Here is a 17,606-nt window from a genome sequence, read left to right as displayed (position 1 = left end):
TACCTTCAAGTCGTCCCTCCTCCACCCTCCGCACCGCCCGAGGTCCGCCCATGCCGCCGCTGCGCACCGCCCTGCTCCAGAACTCCGGACGACCGGGTGATGTGCGGGCCAATCTGGCGCTGCTCGACGAGACCGCCGAGCGCGCCGCCGCCCTCGGCGCGGGTCTGCTCGTCTGCCCCGAGATGTTCCTGACCGGGTACGCGATCGGCGACGACGTGCCCCGCCTCGCCGAGCCCGCCGACGGCCCCTCCGCCGAGGCCGTGGCGCAGACCGCCGCCCGGCAAGGCCTCGCGGTCGTCTACGGCTACCCCGAGCGCGACGGCGAGCAGGTCTACAACTCCGCGCGCCTCATCGGCCCCGACGGCACCCCGCTCGCGAACTACCGCAAGACTCACCTCTTCGGAGAGTTCGAGCAGAAGCACTTCACCGCGGGCGACCAGCCGGTCGTGCAGGCCGAACTCGGCGGCCTGCGGCTCGGGTTGATGATCTGCTACGACGTGGAGTTCCCGGAGAACGTACGGGCGCACGCCCTCGCCGGCACCGACCTCCTCCTCGTGCCCACCGCGCAGATGCACCCCTTCCAGTTCGTGGCCGAATCCCTGGTCCCGGTCCGTGCGTTCGAGAACCAGATGTACGTGGCGTACGTGAACCGGGCGGGCGCGGAAGGCGAGTTCGAGTTCGTGGGCCTGTCCACGCTGGCCGGCCCCGACGGCATCGCCCGCACCCGCGGCGGCCGCGGATCCGAACTCCTCTTCGCCGAAGCAGACCCGGAGTTCCTCGCCGCCTCGCGCGCCGGCAACCCGTATCTGCGCGACCGCCGCCCCGGCCTCTACGGCTCCCTCATCTGACCTCCGGCCGACCCGCCCCGCCCTGCCCGCGCGACCGAGCCGCCCCCGCCTGCCCTCACCCTGTCCCGCAAGGAGTCCGTACCCCATGACGTCCACGGTGCCCACCGCCGTCCAGCACACCCCGGCGACGCAGCCCCCGATCACGATGTTCGGGCCGGACTTCCCGTACGCGTACGACGACTTCCTCGCGCACCCGGCGGGCCTCGGCCAGATACCCGCGACCGAGCACGGCCAGGAGGTCGCCGTCATCGGCGGCGGGCTCTCCGGCATCATCGCCGCGTACGAGCTGATGAAGATGGGCCTCAAGCCCGTCGTCTACGAGGCGGACCGGATCGGCGGCCGGCTGCGCACCGTCGGCTTCGACGGCTGCGACCCCGAACTGACCGCGGAAATGGGCGCGATGCGCTTCCCGCCCTCCTCGACCGCGCTGCAGCACTACATCGACCTGGTGGGCCTGGAGACCAAGCCGTTCCCCAACCCCCTTGCCGAATCCACCCCTTCGACGGTGGTCGACCTCAAGGGCGAGTCGCACTACGCCACCTCCGTGGACGACCTGCCGCAGGTCTACCGGGACGTCATGAACGCCTGGAACGCCTGTCTGGAGGAGGGCGCCGACTTCTCCGCGATGAACCGCGCCCTGCGCGAGCGCGACATCCCGACGATCCGGAAGATCTGGTCGCAGCTGGTCGAGAAGCTCGACAACCAGACCTTCTACGGGTTCCTCTGCGACTCCGAGGCCTTCAAGTCCTTCCGGCACCGCGAGATCTTCGGCCAGGTCGGCTTCGGCACCGGTGGCTGGGACACCGACTTCCCCAACTCCATCCTGGAGATCCTGCGTGTCGTCTACACCGAGGCCGACGACCACCACCGCGGCATCGTCGGCGGCAGTCAGCAGCTGCCGCTGCGCCTGTGGGAGCGCACCCCGGAGAAGATCGTCCACTGGGCGTACGGGACCTCGCTGAGCACCCTGCACGAGGGCGGCGAACCCCGCCCCGCCGTGACCCGGCTGCACCGCACCGCGGGCAACCGCATCACCGTGACGGACGCCACCGGCGACATCCGTACGTACAAGGCGGCTGTCTTCACCGCGCAGTCCTGGATGCTGCTGTCGAAGATCGCCTGCGACGACTCGCTCTTCCCGATCGACCACTGGACGGCGATCGAGCGCACGCACTACATGGAGTCGAGCAAGCTCTTCGTGCCGGTCGACCGGCCGTTCTGGCTGGACAAGGCCGTCGACGGCCAAGGCAACGCCACGGGCCGCGATGTGATGTCGATGACCCTCACCGACCGTATGACGCGCGGTACTTACCTGCTCGACAACGGGCCCGACAAGCCCGCCGTCATCTGCCTCTCGTACACCTGGTGCGACGACAGCCTGAAGTGGCTGCCGCTGTCCGCGAACGAGCGGATGGAGGTCATGCTGAAGTCGCTCGGCGAGATCTACCCGAACGTCGACATCCGCAGCCACATCATCGGCAACCCGGTCACCGTCTCCTGGGAGAACGAGCCCTACTTCATGGGCGCGTTCAAGGCCAACCTGCCGGGCCACTACCGCTACCAGCGGCGCCTGTTCACGCACTTCATGCAGGACCGGCTGCCCGACGACAAGCGCGGCATCTTCCTCGCCGGCGACGACATCTCGTGGACGGCGGGCTGGGCCGAGGGCGCCGTGCAGACCGCGCTCAACGCCGTGTGGGGTGTCATGCACCAGTTCGGCGGCGCCACCGACCCGGCCAACCCCGGGCCCGGCGACCTCTTCGACGAGATCGCGCCGGTGGAGCTGCCCGAGGACTGACCGGATCCGCCCGAGGACTGACCGGATCCGCCCGAGGACTGACCGGGTCCGGGCGAGGATCAGATGCCGGACGCGGCCACGGCTTCGTACACCGCGGCCGCCCGGTCCTTCAGCTCCTCGCCGTCCCGGGCGCTGCTCTGCAAGTCGAAGAAGTAGGTGCCCGGGACGGCCTGCGCGTGGGCGGCCAGGTCCTCGACGAGCTGGTCGACGCTGCCCTGGAAGGGATCGCGGCCCTCTCCCTCGTACGGCTTGTCCTGGAGCCGGGCGTTGATGCGGACCGTGACCTCCAGCGGCCGCTCGCGTCCTTCCTCGGCGGCCAGGTCCTGCACCTGCCGCCAGGCCGCGGTCAATTGGGGCACGCCCGTCGCGATCGGCATCCAGCCGTCCGCGCGCTGCACCAGGCGCCGCATCGCCCGTGGGCTGAACGCCGGTAGGAAGACAGGGATGGGCCGCACCGGCTTGGGGCCGACCTCGGACGGCACGATCTGCGTCAACTCGCCCTCGTACGCGACCGGGTCGGGGCCCCAGGCCGCGGCGCACACGTCGAGCAGCTCGTCGAGGACCTTGCCGCGCCGCGCGAACGGAGCGACGCCCTGGGCCGCGTACTCGTCGTGCGCCCAGCCGGTGCCGAGGCCCGCCACCACCCGGCCGCCGCTCGCGCGGTCCAGCGTGGCCAGCGCGCGGGCGAGTTCGAACGGGATGTGCAGCGGCGCGACGAGGACGCTGGTGCCGAGCCGCACCCGTTCCGTCGCGGCGGCCGCGAGGGTGAGGGAGACCAGAGGTTCGGCGACCGAGCGGTAGCCGTCGGGCCAGGGGAGCCCCTCGATCCCGGCGAGGCCCTGCCGCATGGGCGTGGGGAACAGGACCCGCTCGAAGACCCACACGCTCTCGTAGCCGATGTCCTCGGCGGCCCGCGCCACCGCCGGGATGTCCCGGCCGATGTCGAACTGCTTCATCTGGGGGAGCGAGAGTCCGAGCCGGATCGCCATTCCTGACCTCCTGGTAGCTGGTGCAGCCCTCAACACGGCCGCCGCACGGCCTATTTCGCGGACGCTCCCGGGCCAGGTCAGCGCCAGGCGCGCTCCCGGGCCAGGTCAGCGCCAGGGAGTCAACAGACAGCGCCCCACGAGCCCGACCCCGGCGTCCATCCGCTCGGTGAACTCCTCGGCGAGCTCCGGCAGTTCCCGCAGCCCCCACAGCACCCGCGCCGCGGACCACGCGGCCTCCCGGGCCCGCTCCAGGCTCCAGGTGCCGAGCAGATGGGTGAGCGGATCGGCGACCTGGAGGAGATCGGGACCTGGCATCAGCTCTTCGCGGATGCGCTCCTCCAGCGTCACGAGGATCTCCCCGACCCGGTCGAACTCATCCTCGATAGACGCCGGTTCGCAGTCGAGGCTACGACAGGTGTCCACGACGGCCAGCGCAAGATCGTGTCCGATGTGCGCGTTGATGCCTGACAGCGCGAACTGCAAGGGGCGTACGTCGCGATGGCCCCGGAGCTGGAACAGCGGGCGCCAGCAGGCGGGCGGACGCCCGCCTTCCGCGACGCGCTCGACCACGTCCAGGTAGCGGGCGGCGAACCGCACATCGAGCGTCCGCGCCGCGATGACGTCGGGAAAGCCGCCCGTCAGGAGCCGGCGGTCGATCTCCTCGGTCACGGCCAGATAGACCCGGTTGAACACCGCTACACCGTCCGTCCGCGGCCAGCGCTCGTCCCACGCGCGCATCCGCGCCGCGATGTCCGTGACGGAGGTGGTGCCTGCTGCGAACTGACCGGTCTGCGCCATGCACGCAGCGTCCCAGCCGTAGGCTGCGGGAGGGCCCGACGGGCCGCGAGCTTCGCCGGATCGGGGGAACGGGGGTGCGCGGGCGGGCCGGAGACCGGCACAGGAACGTATGGGGGACAGGACGTGCAGGGCGGACGCGCGCAGCGACGGGCCGAACGCGCCGAGCGCAGAAGGACACAACTGCGGCAGTGGATGGCCGCGGGCGCCTCGGCCGTGGTCGTGATCGGCACGGTGGCCGGGGTGCTCGCCGCCTCGGACGGCGGGGGCGGGTCCTCCGACGAGGCCGGGCCCAAGGAGACGTTGGCGCCCACGCTGGAGCCGCTGCCCGCCGTCCCCACCGCCTCGCCCACCGCGAGCGCCTCGAAGTCGCCGAAGGCGTCGAAGAAGCCCTCGAAGAAGCCGAGTTCCAAGGCGCCGGCGAAGAAGAAGTCCGCCCCCGCCTCCAACGGGCTCTATCTGCACGGCGAGTCTCAGGTGCTCGACTGGGTGCGGAGCAACCGCGACGACCCGCGCAGGCCGCAGATCGAGGCGCAGATAGCCGACCGGCCGGCCGCCGTCTGGTTCGCCGACTACAGCCCCGACACCATCACCTCGCGCGTGCGGGCCGTGACCGCGGGCGGTGCCGCGCGCGGCCAGGTGCCCACCGTCGTGGCGTACGGGATCCCGGACCGCGACTGCGGCGGGCACTCGCAGGGCGGTGCGCCCGACCTCGCCGCGTACGACGCGTGGATCGAGAAGTTCGCGGCCGGGCTCGGCTCCTCCGAGGTCATCGTGATCCTCGAACCGGACTCGCTCGCGCAGTTCGAATGCCTCAGCGCGGGGCAGCGCGCCGACCGCTTCGCCTCGCTGGCGCGGGCCGGCCGCACCCTGAAGGCCGCCAACCCCAAGGCCCGGGTCTACTACGACGCGGGGCACTCGGGGTGGAACGCGGCGGCCAAGCAGGCCTCCGTGCTCCGGCAGGCGGGAGCCGCCTCACCGGCCTCGTCGGACGGCATCTTCACGAACGTGTCCAACTTCCACCGCACCGACGACGAGGTGGCGTACGCCCGGTCCGTGCTCTCCGCGATGGGCGGGCCCACCGGTCTCGGCGCGGTGATAGACACCAGCCGCAACGGCAACGGGCCGCCGGCCGAAGGCGAGTGGTGCGACCCGGCGGGCCGCAAGCTCGGCCGGCCGCCCACGCTCTCCACCGGACAGTCGCGGATCGACGCGTTCCTGTGGATCAAGCTGCCGGGCGAGTCGGACGGCTGCAAGGGCAAGCCCGGGACGTTCACGCCCAGTTACGCGTACGACCTGGTGACCGGCGGCTGACGGGCGGTCACCGGTCGCCGGCGGCTGACGGGCGGCCTCCGGTCACCGGCCCCGGCGCGGGAGGGCCTCAGTCCTTGCCGGTGGCGTCCGCGCCCTCGTCGTAGCGTGACGTGCCCTCGTCGAGCAGCGGTTCGCGGCTCTCCTTCATGTGGGCCGGGGCGAAGGCGCGCAGGACGTGGTAGCCGGTGATGACCACCAGGGTCCCGAGCGCGATGCCGTTGAGCTCGAAGGTGTCGGTGAACTTCAGGCTCACACCACCGGTGCCGATGATGATGCCCGCCGCGGCCGGCACGAGGTTCAGCGGGTTGCGCAGATCCACCCGGGCGTTGATCCAGATCTGCGCGCCGAGCAGGCCGATCATGCCGTAGAGGATCACGGTGATGCCGCCGAGCACACCGCCCGGGATGGCGGCGACGATCGCGCCGACCTTCGGGCACAGGCCGAAGAGCAGGGCGAAGAGGGCCGCGGCCCAGTAGGCGGCGGTCGAGTAGACGCGGGTGGCGGCCATGACGCCGATGTTCTCGGCGTACGTGGTGTTCGGCGGGCCGCCGACGGCCGTGGAGAGCATGGAGGCGGCGCCGTCCGCCGAAATCGCCGTGCCCAGCTTGCCGTCGAGGTCGTCCCCGGTCATCTCGCCCACGGCCTTGACGTGCCCGGCGTTCTCGGCGATCAGGGCGATCACCACGGGCAGGGCGACGAGGATCGCGGACCACTCGAAGGACGGGCCGTGGAAGTCGGGCAGGCCGATCCAGTCCGCCTTGCCCACCGCGGACAGGTCGAGGCGCCAGTGGTCCGTGGGCTCGCCGCCGCCGACCACCGAGTTGATCTTCCCGAAGACGCGGTCGAACAGCCACGAGACGCCGTATCCGAAGATCAGCCCCAGGAAGATGGCGATACGGGCCCAGAAACCGCGCAGGCAGACCACGGCCAAACCGGTGAACAGCATGGTCAGCAGCGCCACCCACTGGTCCTGCGGCCAGTACGTGGAGGCCGTCACCGGGGCGAGGTTGAAGCCGATCAGCATGACCACCGCGCCGGTCACCACCGGCGGCATCGCGGCATGGATGATCCGCGCCCCGAAGCGCTGCACGGCCAGACCGACGAGGAAGAGCGCGGCACCGACCACGAACACGGCACCGGTCACGGTCGCGCTGTCGCCGCCCTGCGCCCGGATGACCGCCGCGACGCCCACGAACGAGAGCGAACAGCCCAGGTAGCTGGGCACCTTGCCGCGGGTGGCGAGTAGGAAGATCACCGTCGCGACGCCGGACATCATGATCGCGAGGTTGGGGTCGAGACCCATGAGGACGGGTGCGACGAAGGACGCCCCGAACATGGCCACCACGTGCTGCGCGCCCAGGCCGAAGGTGCGCGGCCAGGAGAGCCGCTCGTCGGGGCGGACCACCGCGCCGGGCGCCGGGGTCCGTCCGTCTCCGTGCAGTCTCCAGCGGACGCCGAGGTTCATGGTGGGGGTCGCTTTCTCGTCGCGGGTACGCGTCATGATCGCCGCAATGGTAGGGCCGGGCGCGCGGAAGGCCGTCAACGAGCCCGGGGCGCCGAAGTCACGGGACTCCCTGTGATTGGCCGGATCCGGTGCGTGTCCAAAGTAATTTCTTCCAGCTCCGCTTTCCTCCCGTGCCGGAGCCGCCTGCAACCCGCGCCACCCCTGCGACGTGTGATCTTTCCGTCGGCAGAGGCGGAAGGCCGCCTCAGGGCGCGCGCCGGCGGGGCAAGGGCAAGCGCGTGCTTCAGTCAAGAGAGTGAGCTCGCTTCTCGCCAGGTTTCACAAGCCCCCCACATCTCCCGGTGGGCGCACTCCAGGATGTGATCCGACACAGCGGGACAAGGGGGCAACAAGCGCACCTCTGCCGTCCGCTGGGGGGAATGGGGCACGCCGGACGGGGGTCCGGCCTGCCCTGAGGTGGAGGGACCTCGTACCGATGAACCGCACCATTCGCTCGGCCGCGCTCGCCATGGCCACGGTCGGCCTCACACTCACACTGGTCGCGCCCGCGCCGGCCGCCGCGCCCACGCCGCGGATCGACCTCAAGGTCCTGGTCGTCAGCGACGGGGGACCGGCCACGGCCGCCATCGCCGCCGAGCTCGACAGCGCCGGCACGCCGTACACCCTCGTGGACCTGAACCAGGCCGGGCGGCCCGTGATCTCCGCCGGGTTCCTGGCGGACACGGTGTCGGGCCGGCCGCGCGCCAAGTTCCAGGCGGTCGTGCTGCCCAACGACAACCCGTTCGGCGAGGGCTCCGCCGAGATGGCCGCGCTCGCCACGTACGAGAAGACCTTCGCGATCCCGCAGGTGGACGCGTACACCTACGCACGGCCCGAAGTGGGCCTGAACTACCCGGCGAACGGCGGCTACAGCGGCTCCCTCGACGGAGCGCGCGCCGAGGTCACCGCGGCCGGCAAGGCCGGGCCCTTCGGATATCTCGACGGCGCGGTGCCCTTCGAGGACAACTCGCCGACGGTGGGGGAGAGTTACGCCTTCGTCGCGAAGCCCGTGGCGGGCGCCGACTTCACGCCGTACGTCGAGGCGCCGCTGCCGGGCGGCCAGGAGCGCGGTGCCATCGTCGGCGAGTACCGGCACGACGGGCGGCGCGAGCTGGTGGTGACCTTCGTCTACAACCAGTACCAGCAGCAGTACCGGCTGCTCGCCCGCGGCATCGTGAACTGGATGACCCAAGGCGTGCACCTGGGCGCGGACCGGAACTACTTCGCCGTCCACATCGACGACGTCTTCGCCGCCGACGACCGCTGGGACTCCGCCCTCAACTGCACGCCCGGCGACGTGGACTGCCCGCCCGGCACGGGTCAGACGGACCCGATCCGGATGACGGCGGCCGACGCCCAGTACGCCGCGCAGTGGTCGCAGGAGAAGAAGTTCACCCTCGACATGGTCTACAACGGCGGCGGCAGCGAGGTGTTCAAGCAGCAGAACGGCGGCGCCGACCCGCTCGCCGCGCGCCTGATCGCCGACAAGGCCCGCTACCGCTGGGTCAACCACACCTACAGCCACCCGTATCTGGGCTGTGTCCAGGACACCTCGGTGGTGCCCTGGGTGTGCGCCAAGAACGCCGACGGCAGCACGAAGTGGGTCTCCCGCGCCGAGATCGGCGCGCAGATCCGGGACAACCGGGCCTGGGGCCAGCGGGCCGGACTGCCCCTGGACACCGCCGAGTTGGTGACCGGCGAGCACTCCGGACTCAAGACGCTGCCGCAGCAGCCCCAGGACAACCCCAATCTCGCGGGCGCGCTGACCGACAACAGCATCCGCAGCCTCGCCTCGGACAACTCGCGCGAACGCGAGCAGCGCCAGATCGGCAGCGCGCTCACCGTGCCGCGCTACCCGATGAACGTCTTCTACAACGTGGGCCGGGCCGCCGAGCAGGTCGACGAGTACAACTGGATCTACACCCGCAAGGCCGACGGCGGCAGCGGCATCTGCGAGAACTCCGCCAACACCACGTGCCTCGACGCCCCGTTGGACCCGGCCACCGGCTACGGCGAGTACATCGTGCCCCTGGAGACCCGGATCGCGATGAGCCACGTGGTCGCCAACGACCCGCGCCCGCACTTCATCCACCAGTCCAACCTCGCCGAGGACCGCATCGCCTACCCGGTGCTCGACGCCGTCCTCAAGGCGTACGGGGACCTCCACGCGGACAACACCCCGCTGGTGAACCTGCGCCAGAGTGCCATCGGCAAGGAGCTCACCGAGCGCGCCGCGTGGCAGAGCGCCGTCAGGTCCGGTCGCGTCACCGCGTACCGCATCGGCAACTCCGTCACCGTGCAGGCACCGAGCGGGGTCCGGGTGACCGCCACCATGCCGCCCGGCACCGTGCAGAACCAGCTCCTCGGCTCCACCCCCTTCGGCACCCCGTACGCGGGCTCCCTGTCGGGCTGGACCGCACCCGCGCTGCTCCAGAACCAGGTCTCGCTCACCGTGCCGGGACCCGTCCTCGCCTCGGCCACCACCAAGCAGGCCGACCCCGTGGCCGAGCCCGCCGACGAACTGCCGGTGCCGAAGGGCGTGCGCTCCCGCGTCCCGTACGACGGCACCCGCTGAGCCGACCGGATGGGCCCGCACGCCCGCCGCGTCGGCACCCGCCCGGCCGGCAGGCGCGGGCCCGCCCGACCGGGCAGGCGCGCGCCGGCCGCGCGTCGGCAACCGCCGCACCACCACCGTTCCCACGCACCGGGACCCGTCCGCCCCGGTGCGACCGACACCGCATGCCGGTCGGGTACGGGCCGCGCCCCGGCCCGTACCCGAGGCACACCGGGGGAGCCGAACCATGCCAGCACTCCATCCGCTTCGTCCGCCGGGCGCCGACGCGCCGCGGATCACCCTGCTCACCGAAGGCACCTATCCGCACCACCATGGCGGCGTGAGCGTGTGGTGCGACCAACTCGTCCACGGGATGCCGGACTTCACCTTCCGCATCACCGCCGTCACGGGCACCGGCCGCGAAACCCTCGCCTGGGAGCTGCCGCCGAACACCGAACCGCCCGTCACCGTCCCGCTGTGGGGACCGCCGGGCAGCGCACGGCCACCGCGTGGCGGCCGGCTGCGCCGGATCGTCGCCACGTACGAGCGCTTCCTCACCGCACTCGTCGACCCGGCGGCCGCCGGCACCTTCGGGCCCACGCTGTACGAACTCGCCGAAGCCGCACAGCAGGGCGAGCTCGGCCCGGCCCTGCGCACCGACCGCGCCCTGCGCGCGCTGGTCGCCGTATGGAACCGCGAGGACCTGCCGGTGCGCGCCGCACGGCCCACCCTGCACGACGCGCTCACCGCCACGGACCTGCTCGAACACGCCCTGCGCCCGCTGGCCGCCGAGCCGCCGCGCGAGGGGGTGGCCCACGCGGTCAGCGGCGGGCTCGCCGCGCTGCCCGGGCTGCTCGCCCACCACCTGCACGGCGTGCCCCTGCTCCTCACGGAACACGGCGTCTACCTGCGCGAGCGCTACCTCGGCTACCGCTCCGGCCCCTACACCTGGCCGGTGAAGTACCTGATGCTGTCCTTCTTCCGGCTGCTCGCCGAGGAGACCTACCGCGTCGCCGCCCTCATCACCCCCGGCAACCGCTACAACCGGCTGTGGGAGGAGCGCGGCGGTGCCGCCGCGCGGGCGATCCGCACCGTCTACAACGGCGTGGACCCGGCCGCCTTCCCGCCCGCGGGACCCGAGCCCGAGCGGCCCACCCTCAGCTGGGCGGGACGCGTGGATCCGATCAAGGACCTGGAGACGCTGATCCGCGCCTTCGCGCGGGTGCGCGGCGAACTCCCGGACGCCAGGCTGCGGTTGTTCGGCGGCACGCCCCGGGGCGCCGAGGAGTACCGCACCCGCTGCGAGGAGCTCGCGGCCTCGCTCGGCCAGGCGGACGCCGTCACGTTCGAGGGCCGGGTCGAGGACATCAAGGACGCCTACGCGGCCGGGAACGTGGTGATGCTCTCCAGCATCAGCGAGGGCTTCCCGTTCACCCTCATCGAGGCCATGTCCTGCGGCCGGGCCACCGTCTCCACCGACGTGGGCGGCGTACGCGAGGCCGTCGGGGACAGCGGGCTCGTCGTACCGCCGCGCGACCCCGAGGCCATGGCGCGGGCGGCCCTCGAGCTGCTGCGCGACGCGCCGCGGCGGGCGGCGATGGGCGAGGCCGCGCGGTTGCGCGTGATCGAGCAGTTCACACTGCGGCAGACCATCGACACCTTCCGTGCGGTCTACCTCGAACTCACCGGCTCCGGTTACGTCGCCGTCGCGCCCGCCTGGGGCCTGCACACGCGCGATCTGCGCTTCGCCGACCTGCGCGCAGCCGACCTGCGGGTCGGTGAACTGCGGGGCGGTGACGTGCGCGCCGACGACGTGCGAGCCGGTGACGCGTGGGACCGGAGCGCGGTGCACCCGTGGGACCGGGACGAGGCCGAGGAGACGCCGGCATGAGCGGGCCGCTTCAGCTGCTGCCGGGAGAGGGCGGCGACCTGCGAAGCTCCGGCGGCCAGCCGCCGGGCGGGCCCGGGGAGGTGCCCGGGCCGCGCGGTAAGTCCCCTTCCGCACCACCCGGTTGGACCGTGGACCCGGCCGACGCCCTCGCCGAGCGCTACGCCGAGCAGATCGCCGCCGCCGTCCACGCCGACGAGGTGGCAGCCCTGCTCGAGTCGGACGGCCTGTCCGCCGACGGGATCGAGGAGCGGTACGGGCGGCCCGACCTGTTCAGCCTCGCCGAGGACCTGTACGCCCGCGTGCCGCGCCACTACCCCGAGCCGCCGCCCGCCCCCGACCCCTGGCGGCCCGACGGGACGCGGTGCCTGCTGCGCGGCCTGGTGTTCGCGCTGCCCGCACTCGCGTACGTGGTGGGCGCGCCGCTGTGGACCGGCCCGCGCGACCTCACCGGCCTGGTGGCCGCCGCGCTCCTCGCCTGGGCCTTCAACCAGGGGCTCAGCCACCGCGCCTACGCCCGCCTGGCCACCGGCGGACCGGCCGGCGCGGCCCGCACGCTGCGGCTCGGCGCACCCGCGGGTGCGCTGGGGACGGCCGCACTCGGCCTGCTCCTGTCCGGACCCACCACGGGCGGGGTCTTCGCCGCGGGCCAGTCGGCCTACCTGGGAGCGGCGAGCGTGCTGCTCGTGCTCGGGCGCGAACGGGCGCTGCTCGCCGGTCTCGTGCCGCTCGCGGCCGGCGCCTGCGTGCCGGGCGGCCTGCCCGCGCCCGCCGCCCTGGTCCTGCTGCTGGGCACGGTGGCGCTGACCGTCGCGGCGGCCGCGCTGTCCGTGCGTACATCGCTGCGCCCCTCCGGGCCGGGAGCCGGGGGTGGAGCGTCGGGCGGGACCGGAGCCGGTGCGGCAGGCGAGGCCGAGTCCGGTGCCGCGCCCGCGCTGCGGGACTCGCTGCCGTACGGCCTCTTCGGCCTCGCGGCCGGGGTGCTCGCCGCGCTCGCCGGAGCCGAGGACCCGCGCGCGGTCGTCGTGCTCACCCTCAGCATGGGCGCCGCCGAATGGCTCCTGTACCGCTACCGCTCCCTGACGGTGGCCGCGCTGCGCGCCAGCACGAGCCCGGGCGGCTTCGCGCGGCGCGCGGGGCGGGGCCTCGGTCTGTGCCTCGGCGGATATCTCCTGCTGCTGTGCGCGGGCGCCCTGATCGCGGACACCGACCCTGCCGCGCTGCTCGCCCTCGGTGCGCTGCTGTGGACGGCCCTGCTGCTCCAAGCCTTCGCCGTGGCCTGGTTCCCGGCGGCGGTCGCCCTCGCCGCGGCGGTGACGGGGACGGCCGCCAGGTCCGCCGAACTCCCGTACAGCCATGTCCAGTTGAGCGCCACCGTCCTGGCCGCGGCCGTGCTCGCCGTGGGCGCGGCACGACTTCTCGGCCGTCCCGCCGCACACCGCTGAGCCGCGGCCACGCGCCGAGACCACCGGCCGTCCCGCGGCCTCTCACCTCCAGTCACCTCCACTCACTGCACTCATCCCTGGGAGCCACCACCCATGACCGCATCCGACTCCGCCACCACGCCCCCCGCCGCGCCGGGACTCGTCGCCGTCACCGGAGCCGAGGGCTTCATCGGCTCGCACCTCACCGAGGCCCTCGTCGCCCGCGGCCACCGCGTCCGTGCGATGGCGCAGTACAACTCCTTCTCCTCGTACGGCTGGCTGGAGACCCTGGCCCCCGACGTACTGGACCAGGTGGAGATCGTCCTCGGCGACGTGCGCGACCCCGGCTCCGTGCAGCGCCTGACCCAAGGGGCCGAAGCCGTCTACCACTTGGCGGCGCTCATCGCGATCCCGTACTCCTACCAGGCGCCGCACAGCTACGTGGACACCAATGTCACCGGCACGCTCAACGTCCTGGAGGCCGTGCGGCAGCAGGAGATCCCGCGCCTGGTGCACACCTCCACGAGCGAGACGTACGGCACCGCGCAGACCGTGCCGATCACCGAGGACCACCCCATCAACACCCAGTCCCCGTACGCCGCTTCGAAGGCGGGCGGCGACCGGCTCGCCGACAGCTATCACGCCAGCTTCGGCACGCCCGTCGTCACGCTGCGCCCGTTCAACACCTTCGGGCCGCGCCAGTCGATGCGGGCCGTGATCCCCACCGTCATCGGCCAGGTCGCGGCGGGCGCGCGGACGGTGACGCTCGGGGACCTCCGTCCCACCCGGGACTTCCTGTACGTGGGGGACACCGCGCAGGCCTTCGTCGCCGTGGGCACCGCGCCGGCCGCGGACGTCGTGGGCCGCACCTTCAACGCCGGCACCGGAGAGGAGATCTCCATCGGCGAACTGACCCGACTGATCGGCAAGTTGATGGAGACCGACCTCGATGTGCGCGAGGACCCCGCGCGCATCCGCCCGGCCGACTCCGAGGTCATGCGCCTGGTCGCGGACGCGTCCCGGCTGCGCGCCGCCACTGGCTGGGCGCCCCGGGACGACCTGGAGACCGGCCTCGAACGGGCCATCGCCTTCTTCCGCGACCCCGCCAACCTCGCCCGCTACAAGACCGGCATCTACAACATCTGACCGGCCCCGCCGCCCGACCGGCCCTCACTGCCCGGCCGACACCGACCGGCCGTCACCCACGCGTCCGACCGCCCGACCACCCGCACACCGCCCGACCGCACCATCCGTACCTGCTCCAGGGGGAGTTCTCTCATGCACGCTGTGATCCTCGCCGGCGGCAAGGGTGTACGACTGCGCCCGTACACCACCGCCCTGCCCAAGCCGCTCGTCCCGATCGGCGACCAGCACGCGATCCTCGAGATCGTGCTGCGCCAGCTCGCCACGGCCGGCTTCACCAGCGCCACGATGGCCATCGGCCACCTCGGCCACATCATCCGCGCATACGTCGGCGACGGCACCCAGTGGGGCATGAAGGTGGACTACGCCGTCGAGGACAGCCCGCTCGGCACCATGGGCCCGCTGCTGACCATGCTCGACCGGCTGCCCGAGCACTTCCTCGTGATGAACGGCGACATCCTCACGGACCTGGACTACGCCGACGTCGTACGGCGGCACGCGGACTCCGGGGCACCGCTCACCGTCGCCACGTACGCCCGCAAGGTCGCCATCGACTTCGGGGTGCTCACCACGGACGCGGGCCGGGTGGTCGGCTTCGCCGAGAAGCCCAGCCTGGACTACCGGGTCTCGATGGGCGTCTACGGCCTCTCGCGCGGGACGCTCGCCCCGTACACGCCGGGCCTGCCGCTCGGCTTCGACGAGCTCATGCTGGACCTGCTGGCCGAGGAGAAGCTGCCGCACGCCTACGAGTTCGACGGCTACTGGCTCGACATCGGCCGGCCGGACGACTACGACCAGGCCAACGCGGAGTTCACCACGCTGCGCGGCTCTCTGCTCAAGGGGGCGTGAGCGCCGCCATGCGGGTCCTTCTCCTCGGCTCCTCGGGATTCATCGGCCGGCACACCGCCGAGCGGCTGCGCGCCCTGCCGGGTGTGCGGCTGCTCATCGGCGGCCGCCGCCCCGACGCCGACGTCACCCTCGACCTGACCGCCGACGTGGAGCGGCTCACCGACGCGCTCTACGCGGCCGCTCCTGACGCGGTGGTCAACTGCGTCGGCCTGGTCGCGGGCAGCGCCGTCCGCCTCACCGACGTCAACGCCCGCGGGCCCGCCGCCCTGTGCGAGGCGCTGGGGGAGGCGGCCCCGGCCGCGCGCCTGGTCCACCTCGGCTCCGCGGCCGAGTACGGCCCCACCGAACCGGGCACCCCGGTGACGGAGCATGTCCCCACCCGGCCCCAAGGGCCATACGGGGCGACGAAGTTGGCGGGCACTGTCGCGATCACCGCCAGCCGCCTGGACGCAGTGGTCCTGCGCGTGTTCAACCCGGTCGGCCCGGGCGCCTCCGCGGAGAGCCTGCCGGGCCGGCTCGCGCGGGAACTGCTGCGGGCTGGACCTGGCGGCCCCGTGCAGGTGGGGGACCTGTCCGCGTACCGGGACTTCGTGGACGTACGGGATGTGGCCGAAGCCGTCGCCCTCGCGGTCCGCACCTCCGCACAGCCGCCGCCCGTGCTCAACATCGGCAGCGGGCGCCCCACGCCTGCGCGCGTCCTCGCGGCCCAACTCGCGGACATCGCCGGGTACATGGGGCCGATCGAGGAGTCCGCCCCCGGTTCAGGACGGTCCGCGGCCGTCTCCTGGAGCTGCGCAGACATCACGGCGGCGCGTGACGCGCTCGGCTGGGAGCCCCGCCGCTCCCTGGCGGACTCGCTGACCGACCACTGGCGGGCCCTCGCCCCGGTGCTGAGGTGACGACTCCGTCCCGGACGTCGAAGGCCGCCCTGCCATGAGCGCCCGTCTCCTCGTCCCGATGTACGTCCACCCCGCCGTCGATCCCGGCGCCTGGCAACGGCTCGCGGCGCGTCCGGAGCTGCTCCACGGCGTGATCGTCAACATCGCCGACGGACCGGGGACCGCCCCGGACCCGGCCTTCGCCGCGGCCGCCCGCGCTCTGCGGGCGGCCGGGGTGCGGCTGTTCGGCTACGCCGACACCGCGTACGGACGCCGCCCGCACCGTGAGGTCCTGGCCGACCTCGCACGGCATCGGGAGTGGTACGGGATCGACGCCTGCTTCCTCGACCAGTGCGCCGCCGCAAGCGCGCAGCTGCGCCCGTACCGCCGCCTGGTCCGGGCGGCCCGTGCCGCGGGCGCGGCATCCGTGGTCCTGAACCCCGGGGTCCATCCGGCACCCGCGTACGCCGAACTGGCCGATGTCCTCGTGACGTTCGAGGGCGACTGGTCCACCTACCGCAGCGCCCCGGCGCCGCCCCGCTGGACCGCCGCCCACCCGCCCGACCGCTTCTGCCACCTCGTGCACGGGGTGCCGCCAGGCCTCTGCGGGCTCGCGGCCCGCACGGCCGAGCTGCGCCGGGCTGCGGTGTGCTGCACAGTGCCTGGTGAGGGCCCCAACCCCTGGTCGCTGCCGCCGCCCCAGCTGACCGCGCCGGAGACCGCATGACCGCCTCGTACCGCCCGCTCCTGGTCCTGTTCGCGCTGCTCCTGCTCGCCGCCTGCTCGGCACCGTCGCCCGGACCCGCACCGGCTCCGGAGGCGTCGTCGCCCGGTTCGCGTACACCGGCTCCCGAGCCGTCGTCGCCCGCTTCGCGGACACCGGCCCCGCCGCCCGGCCCGCGCTGGCGCCCCGCCCCCGGCACGGCCTGGCAGTGGCAGCTCGACGGCCCCGCGGACACGCGTGTGGACGTGCCCGTCTACGACATCGACGGATTCGAGAACGACGCCGCGACCGTACGGCGGCTGCACCGCGCCGGGCGCAAGGTCATCTGCTACATCAACGCGGGCGCCTGGGAAGACTTCCGGCCCGACCGGGCCGCGTTCCCGCCGTCGGTGCGGGGGAGGGCGAACGGCTGGCCCGGCGAGCGCTGGCTCGACATCCGCCGGATCGACGTCCTGCGGCCGCTGATGGCCAAGCGGTTCGACATGTGCCGCGCCAAGGGGTTCGACGCGGTCGAGCCCGACCTCATGGACGCGTACCTCAACGACACGGGCTTCCCGCTGACCGCCCGCCATCAGCTCGCGTACAACCGGATGCTCGCGAAGCTCGCCCACGACCGCGGCATGTCCGTCGGCCTGAAGAACGACCTGCCCCAAGTCGCCCAGCTGGTGCGCGAGTTCGACTTCGCGGTGAACGAGGAGTGCGCCCAGTACAAGGAGTGCGAGGCGCTGAAGCCGTTCATCGCGGCAGGCAAGGCGGTCCTGCACGTCGAATACGCCCTGCCCCGCGAGCGGTTCTGCGCCCACACGCGGGCCCTCGGCTTCAGCTCCATGCGCAAACGCCTGGACCTCGGGGTGTGGCGCCAGCCCTGCTGACGCCCGCGGCCCCGAGGTCCAGGCGG

The 17,606-nt window shown here is 72.9% G+C and carries 14 protein-coding genes; 11 read left to right on the top strand and 3 right to left on the bottom strand.

Annotation, left to right across the window (positions count from 1 at the left end; all coding sequences use genetic code 11):
- Positions 1 to 50 precede the first annotated feature (50 nt).
- Together BLT97_RS09945 and BLT97_RS09940 are read left to right on the top strand one after the other, a co-directional pair.
- Complete coding sequence (locus BLT97_RS09945; RefSeq protein ID WP_093608453.1) at positions 51 to 848, top strand: carbon-nitrogen hydrolase family protein; 798 nt, start codon at positions 51 to 53, stop codon at positions 846 to 848.
- Positions 849 to 933: 85 nt separating this feature from the next.
- Positions 934 to 2,646 (top strand): flavin monoamine oxidase family protein, encoded by a 1,713-nt coding sequence (locus tag BLT97_RS09940; RefSeq protein ID WP_093608452.1) that lies wholly within the window; start codon positions 934 to 936, stop codon positions 2,644 to 2,646.
- Positions 2,647 to 2,705: 59 nt separating this feature from the next.
- Here BLT97_RS09940 and BLT97_RS09935 read toward each other — a convergent pair whose 3' ends face one another.
- Both BLT97_RS09935 and BLT97_RS09930 read right to left on the bottom strand, forming a co-directional pair.
- Positions 2,706 to 3,635: an LLM class F420-dependent oxidoreductase gene (locus tag BLT97_RS09935; protein WP_093608451.1), complete on the bottom strand. Its 930-nt coding sequence runs from the start codon at positions 3,633 to 3,635 to the stop codon at positions 2,706 to 2,708.
- 105 nt (positions 3,636 to 3,740) lie between these two features.
- Complete coding sequence (locus BLT97_RS09930) at positions 3,741 to 4,433, bottom strand: DUF5995 family protein (RefSeq protein WP_093608450.1); 693 nt, start codon at positions 4,431 to 4,433, stop codon at positions 3,741 to 3,743.
- Positions 4,434 to 4,625: 192 nt separating this feature from the next.
- On the opposite strand from BLT97_RS09930, the gene BLT97_RS09925 reads away from it, so the two are divergent.
- A complete protein-coding gene (locus BLT97_RS09925) occupies positions 4,626 to 5,744 on the top strand; it encodes a glycoside hydrolase family 6 protein (RefSeq protein ID WP_093608449.1) in 1,119 nt (372 codons plus the stop codon).
- A 67-nt stretch (positions 5,745 to 5,811) separates the two neighbouring features.
- On the opposite strand, the gene BLT97_RS09920 is transcribed toward BLT97_RS09925, so the two are convergent.
- Positions 5,812 to 7,209 carry a uracil-xanthine permease family protein gene (locus tag BLT97_RS09920; protein WP_093608448.1) on the bottom strand — a complete coding sequence of 466 codons (1,398 nt, stop codon included), beginning with the start codon at positions 7,207 to 7,209 and terminating at the stop codon, positions 5,812 to 5,814.
- A gap of 475 nt (positions 7,210 to 7,684) precedes the next feature.
- Between BLT97_RS09920 and BLT97_RS09915 the strand changes: the two genes are divergently transcribed.
- The 8 genes from BLT97_RS09915 (at position 7,685) to BLT97_RS09880 (ending at position 17,580) form a co-directional block, all read left to right on the top strand.
- Positions 7,685 to 9,823 carry a hypothetical protein gene (locus BLT97_RS09915; protein ID WP_093608447.1) on the top strand — a complete coding sequence of 713 codons (2,139 nt, stop codon included), beginning with the start codon at positions 7,685 to 7,687 and terminating at the stop codon, positions 9,821 to 9,823.
- A 226-nt stretch (positions 9,824 to 10,049) separates the two neighbouring features.
- Entirely contained in the window at positions 10,050 to 11,693 is a 1,644-nt protein-coding gene (gene pelF, locus BLT97_RS09910; RefSeq protein WP_245769240.1) for a GT4 family glycosyltransferase PelF, read from the top strand.
- A complete protein-coding gene (locus BLT97_RS09905) occupies positions 11,690 to 13,135 on the top strand; it encodes a hypothetical protein (RefSeq protein WP_093608446.1) in 1,446 nt (481 codons plus the stop codon). Before pelF ends, BLT97_RS09905 begins: the two co-directional genes overlap by 4 nt.
- Before the next feature lie 93 nt (positions 13,136 to 13,228).
- A complete protein-coding gene (locus BLT97_RS09900; RefSeq protein WP_093608445.1) occupies positions 13,229 to 14,260 on the top strand; it encodes an SDR family NAD(P)-dependent oxidoreductase in 1,032 nt (343 codons plus the stop codon).
- A gap of 132 nt (positions 14,261 to 14,392) precedes the next feature.
- Positions 14,393 to 15,106, top strand: a complete 714-nt coding sequence (locus BLT97_RS09895) for a nucleotidyltransferase family protein (RefSeq protein WP_093608444.1) — start codon at positions 14,393 to 14,395, stop codon at positions 15,104 to 15,106.
- 8 nt (positions 15,107 to 15,114) lie between these two features.
- On the top strand, positions 15,115 to 16,005 hold the full coding sequence (locus BLT97_RS09890; RefSeq protein WP_093608443.1) for an NAD-dependent epimerase/dehydratase family protein: 891 nt from the start codon (positions 15,115 to 15,117) through the stop codon (positions 16,003 to 16,005).
- Between the two features lie 34 nt (positions 16,006 to 16,039).
- A complete protein-coding gene (locus BLT97_RS09885) occupies positions 16,040 to 16,711 on the top strand; it encodes a spherulation-specific family 4 protein (RefSeq protein ID WP_093608442.1) in 672 nt (223 codons plus the stop codon).
- On the top strand, positions 16,708 to 17,580 hold the full coding sequence (locus tag BLT97_RS09880) for an endo alpha-1,4 polygalactosaminidase (RefSeq protein WP_093608441.1): 873 nt from the start codon (positions 16,708 to 16,710) through the stop codon (positions 17,578 to 17,580). Before BLT97_RS09885 ends, BLT97_RS09880 begins: the two co-directional genes overlap by 4 nt.
- Positions 17,581 to 17,606: the final 26 nt, after the last annotated feature.

The organism is Streptomyces indicus, from assembly GCF_900100315.1.
Lineage (GTDB): Bacteria > Actinomycetota > Actinomycetes > Streptomycetales > Streptomycetaceae > Streptomyces > Streptomyces indicus.
Note: the sequence above shows the minus strand (reverse complement) of the source record. Positions and strands in the feature narration are given on the sequence as shown.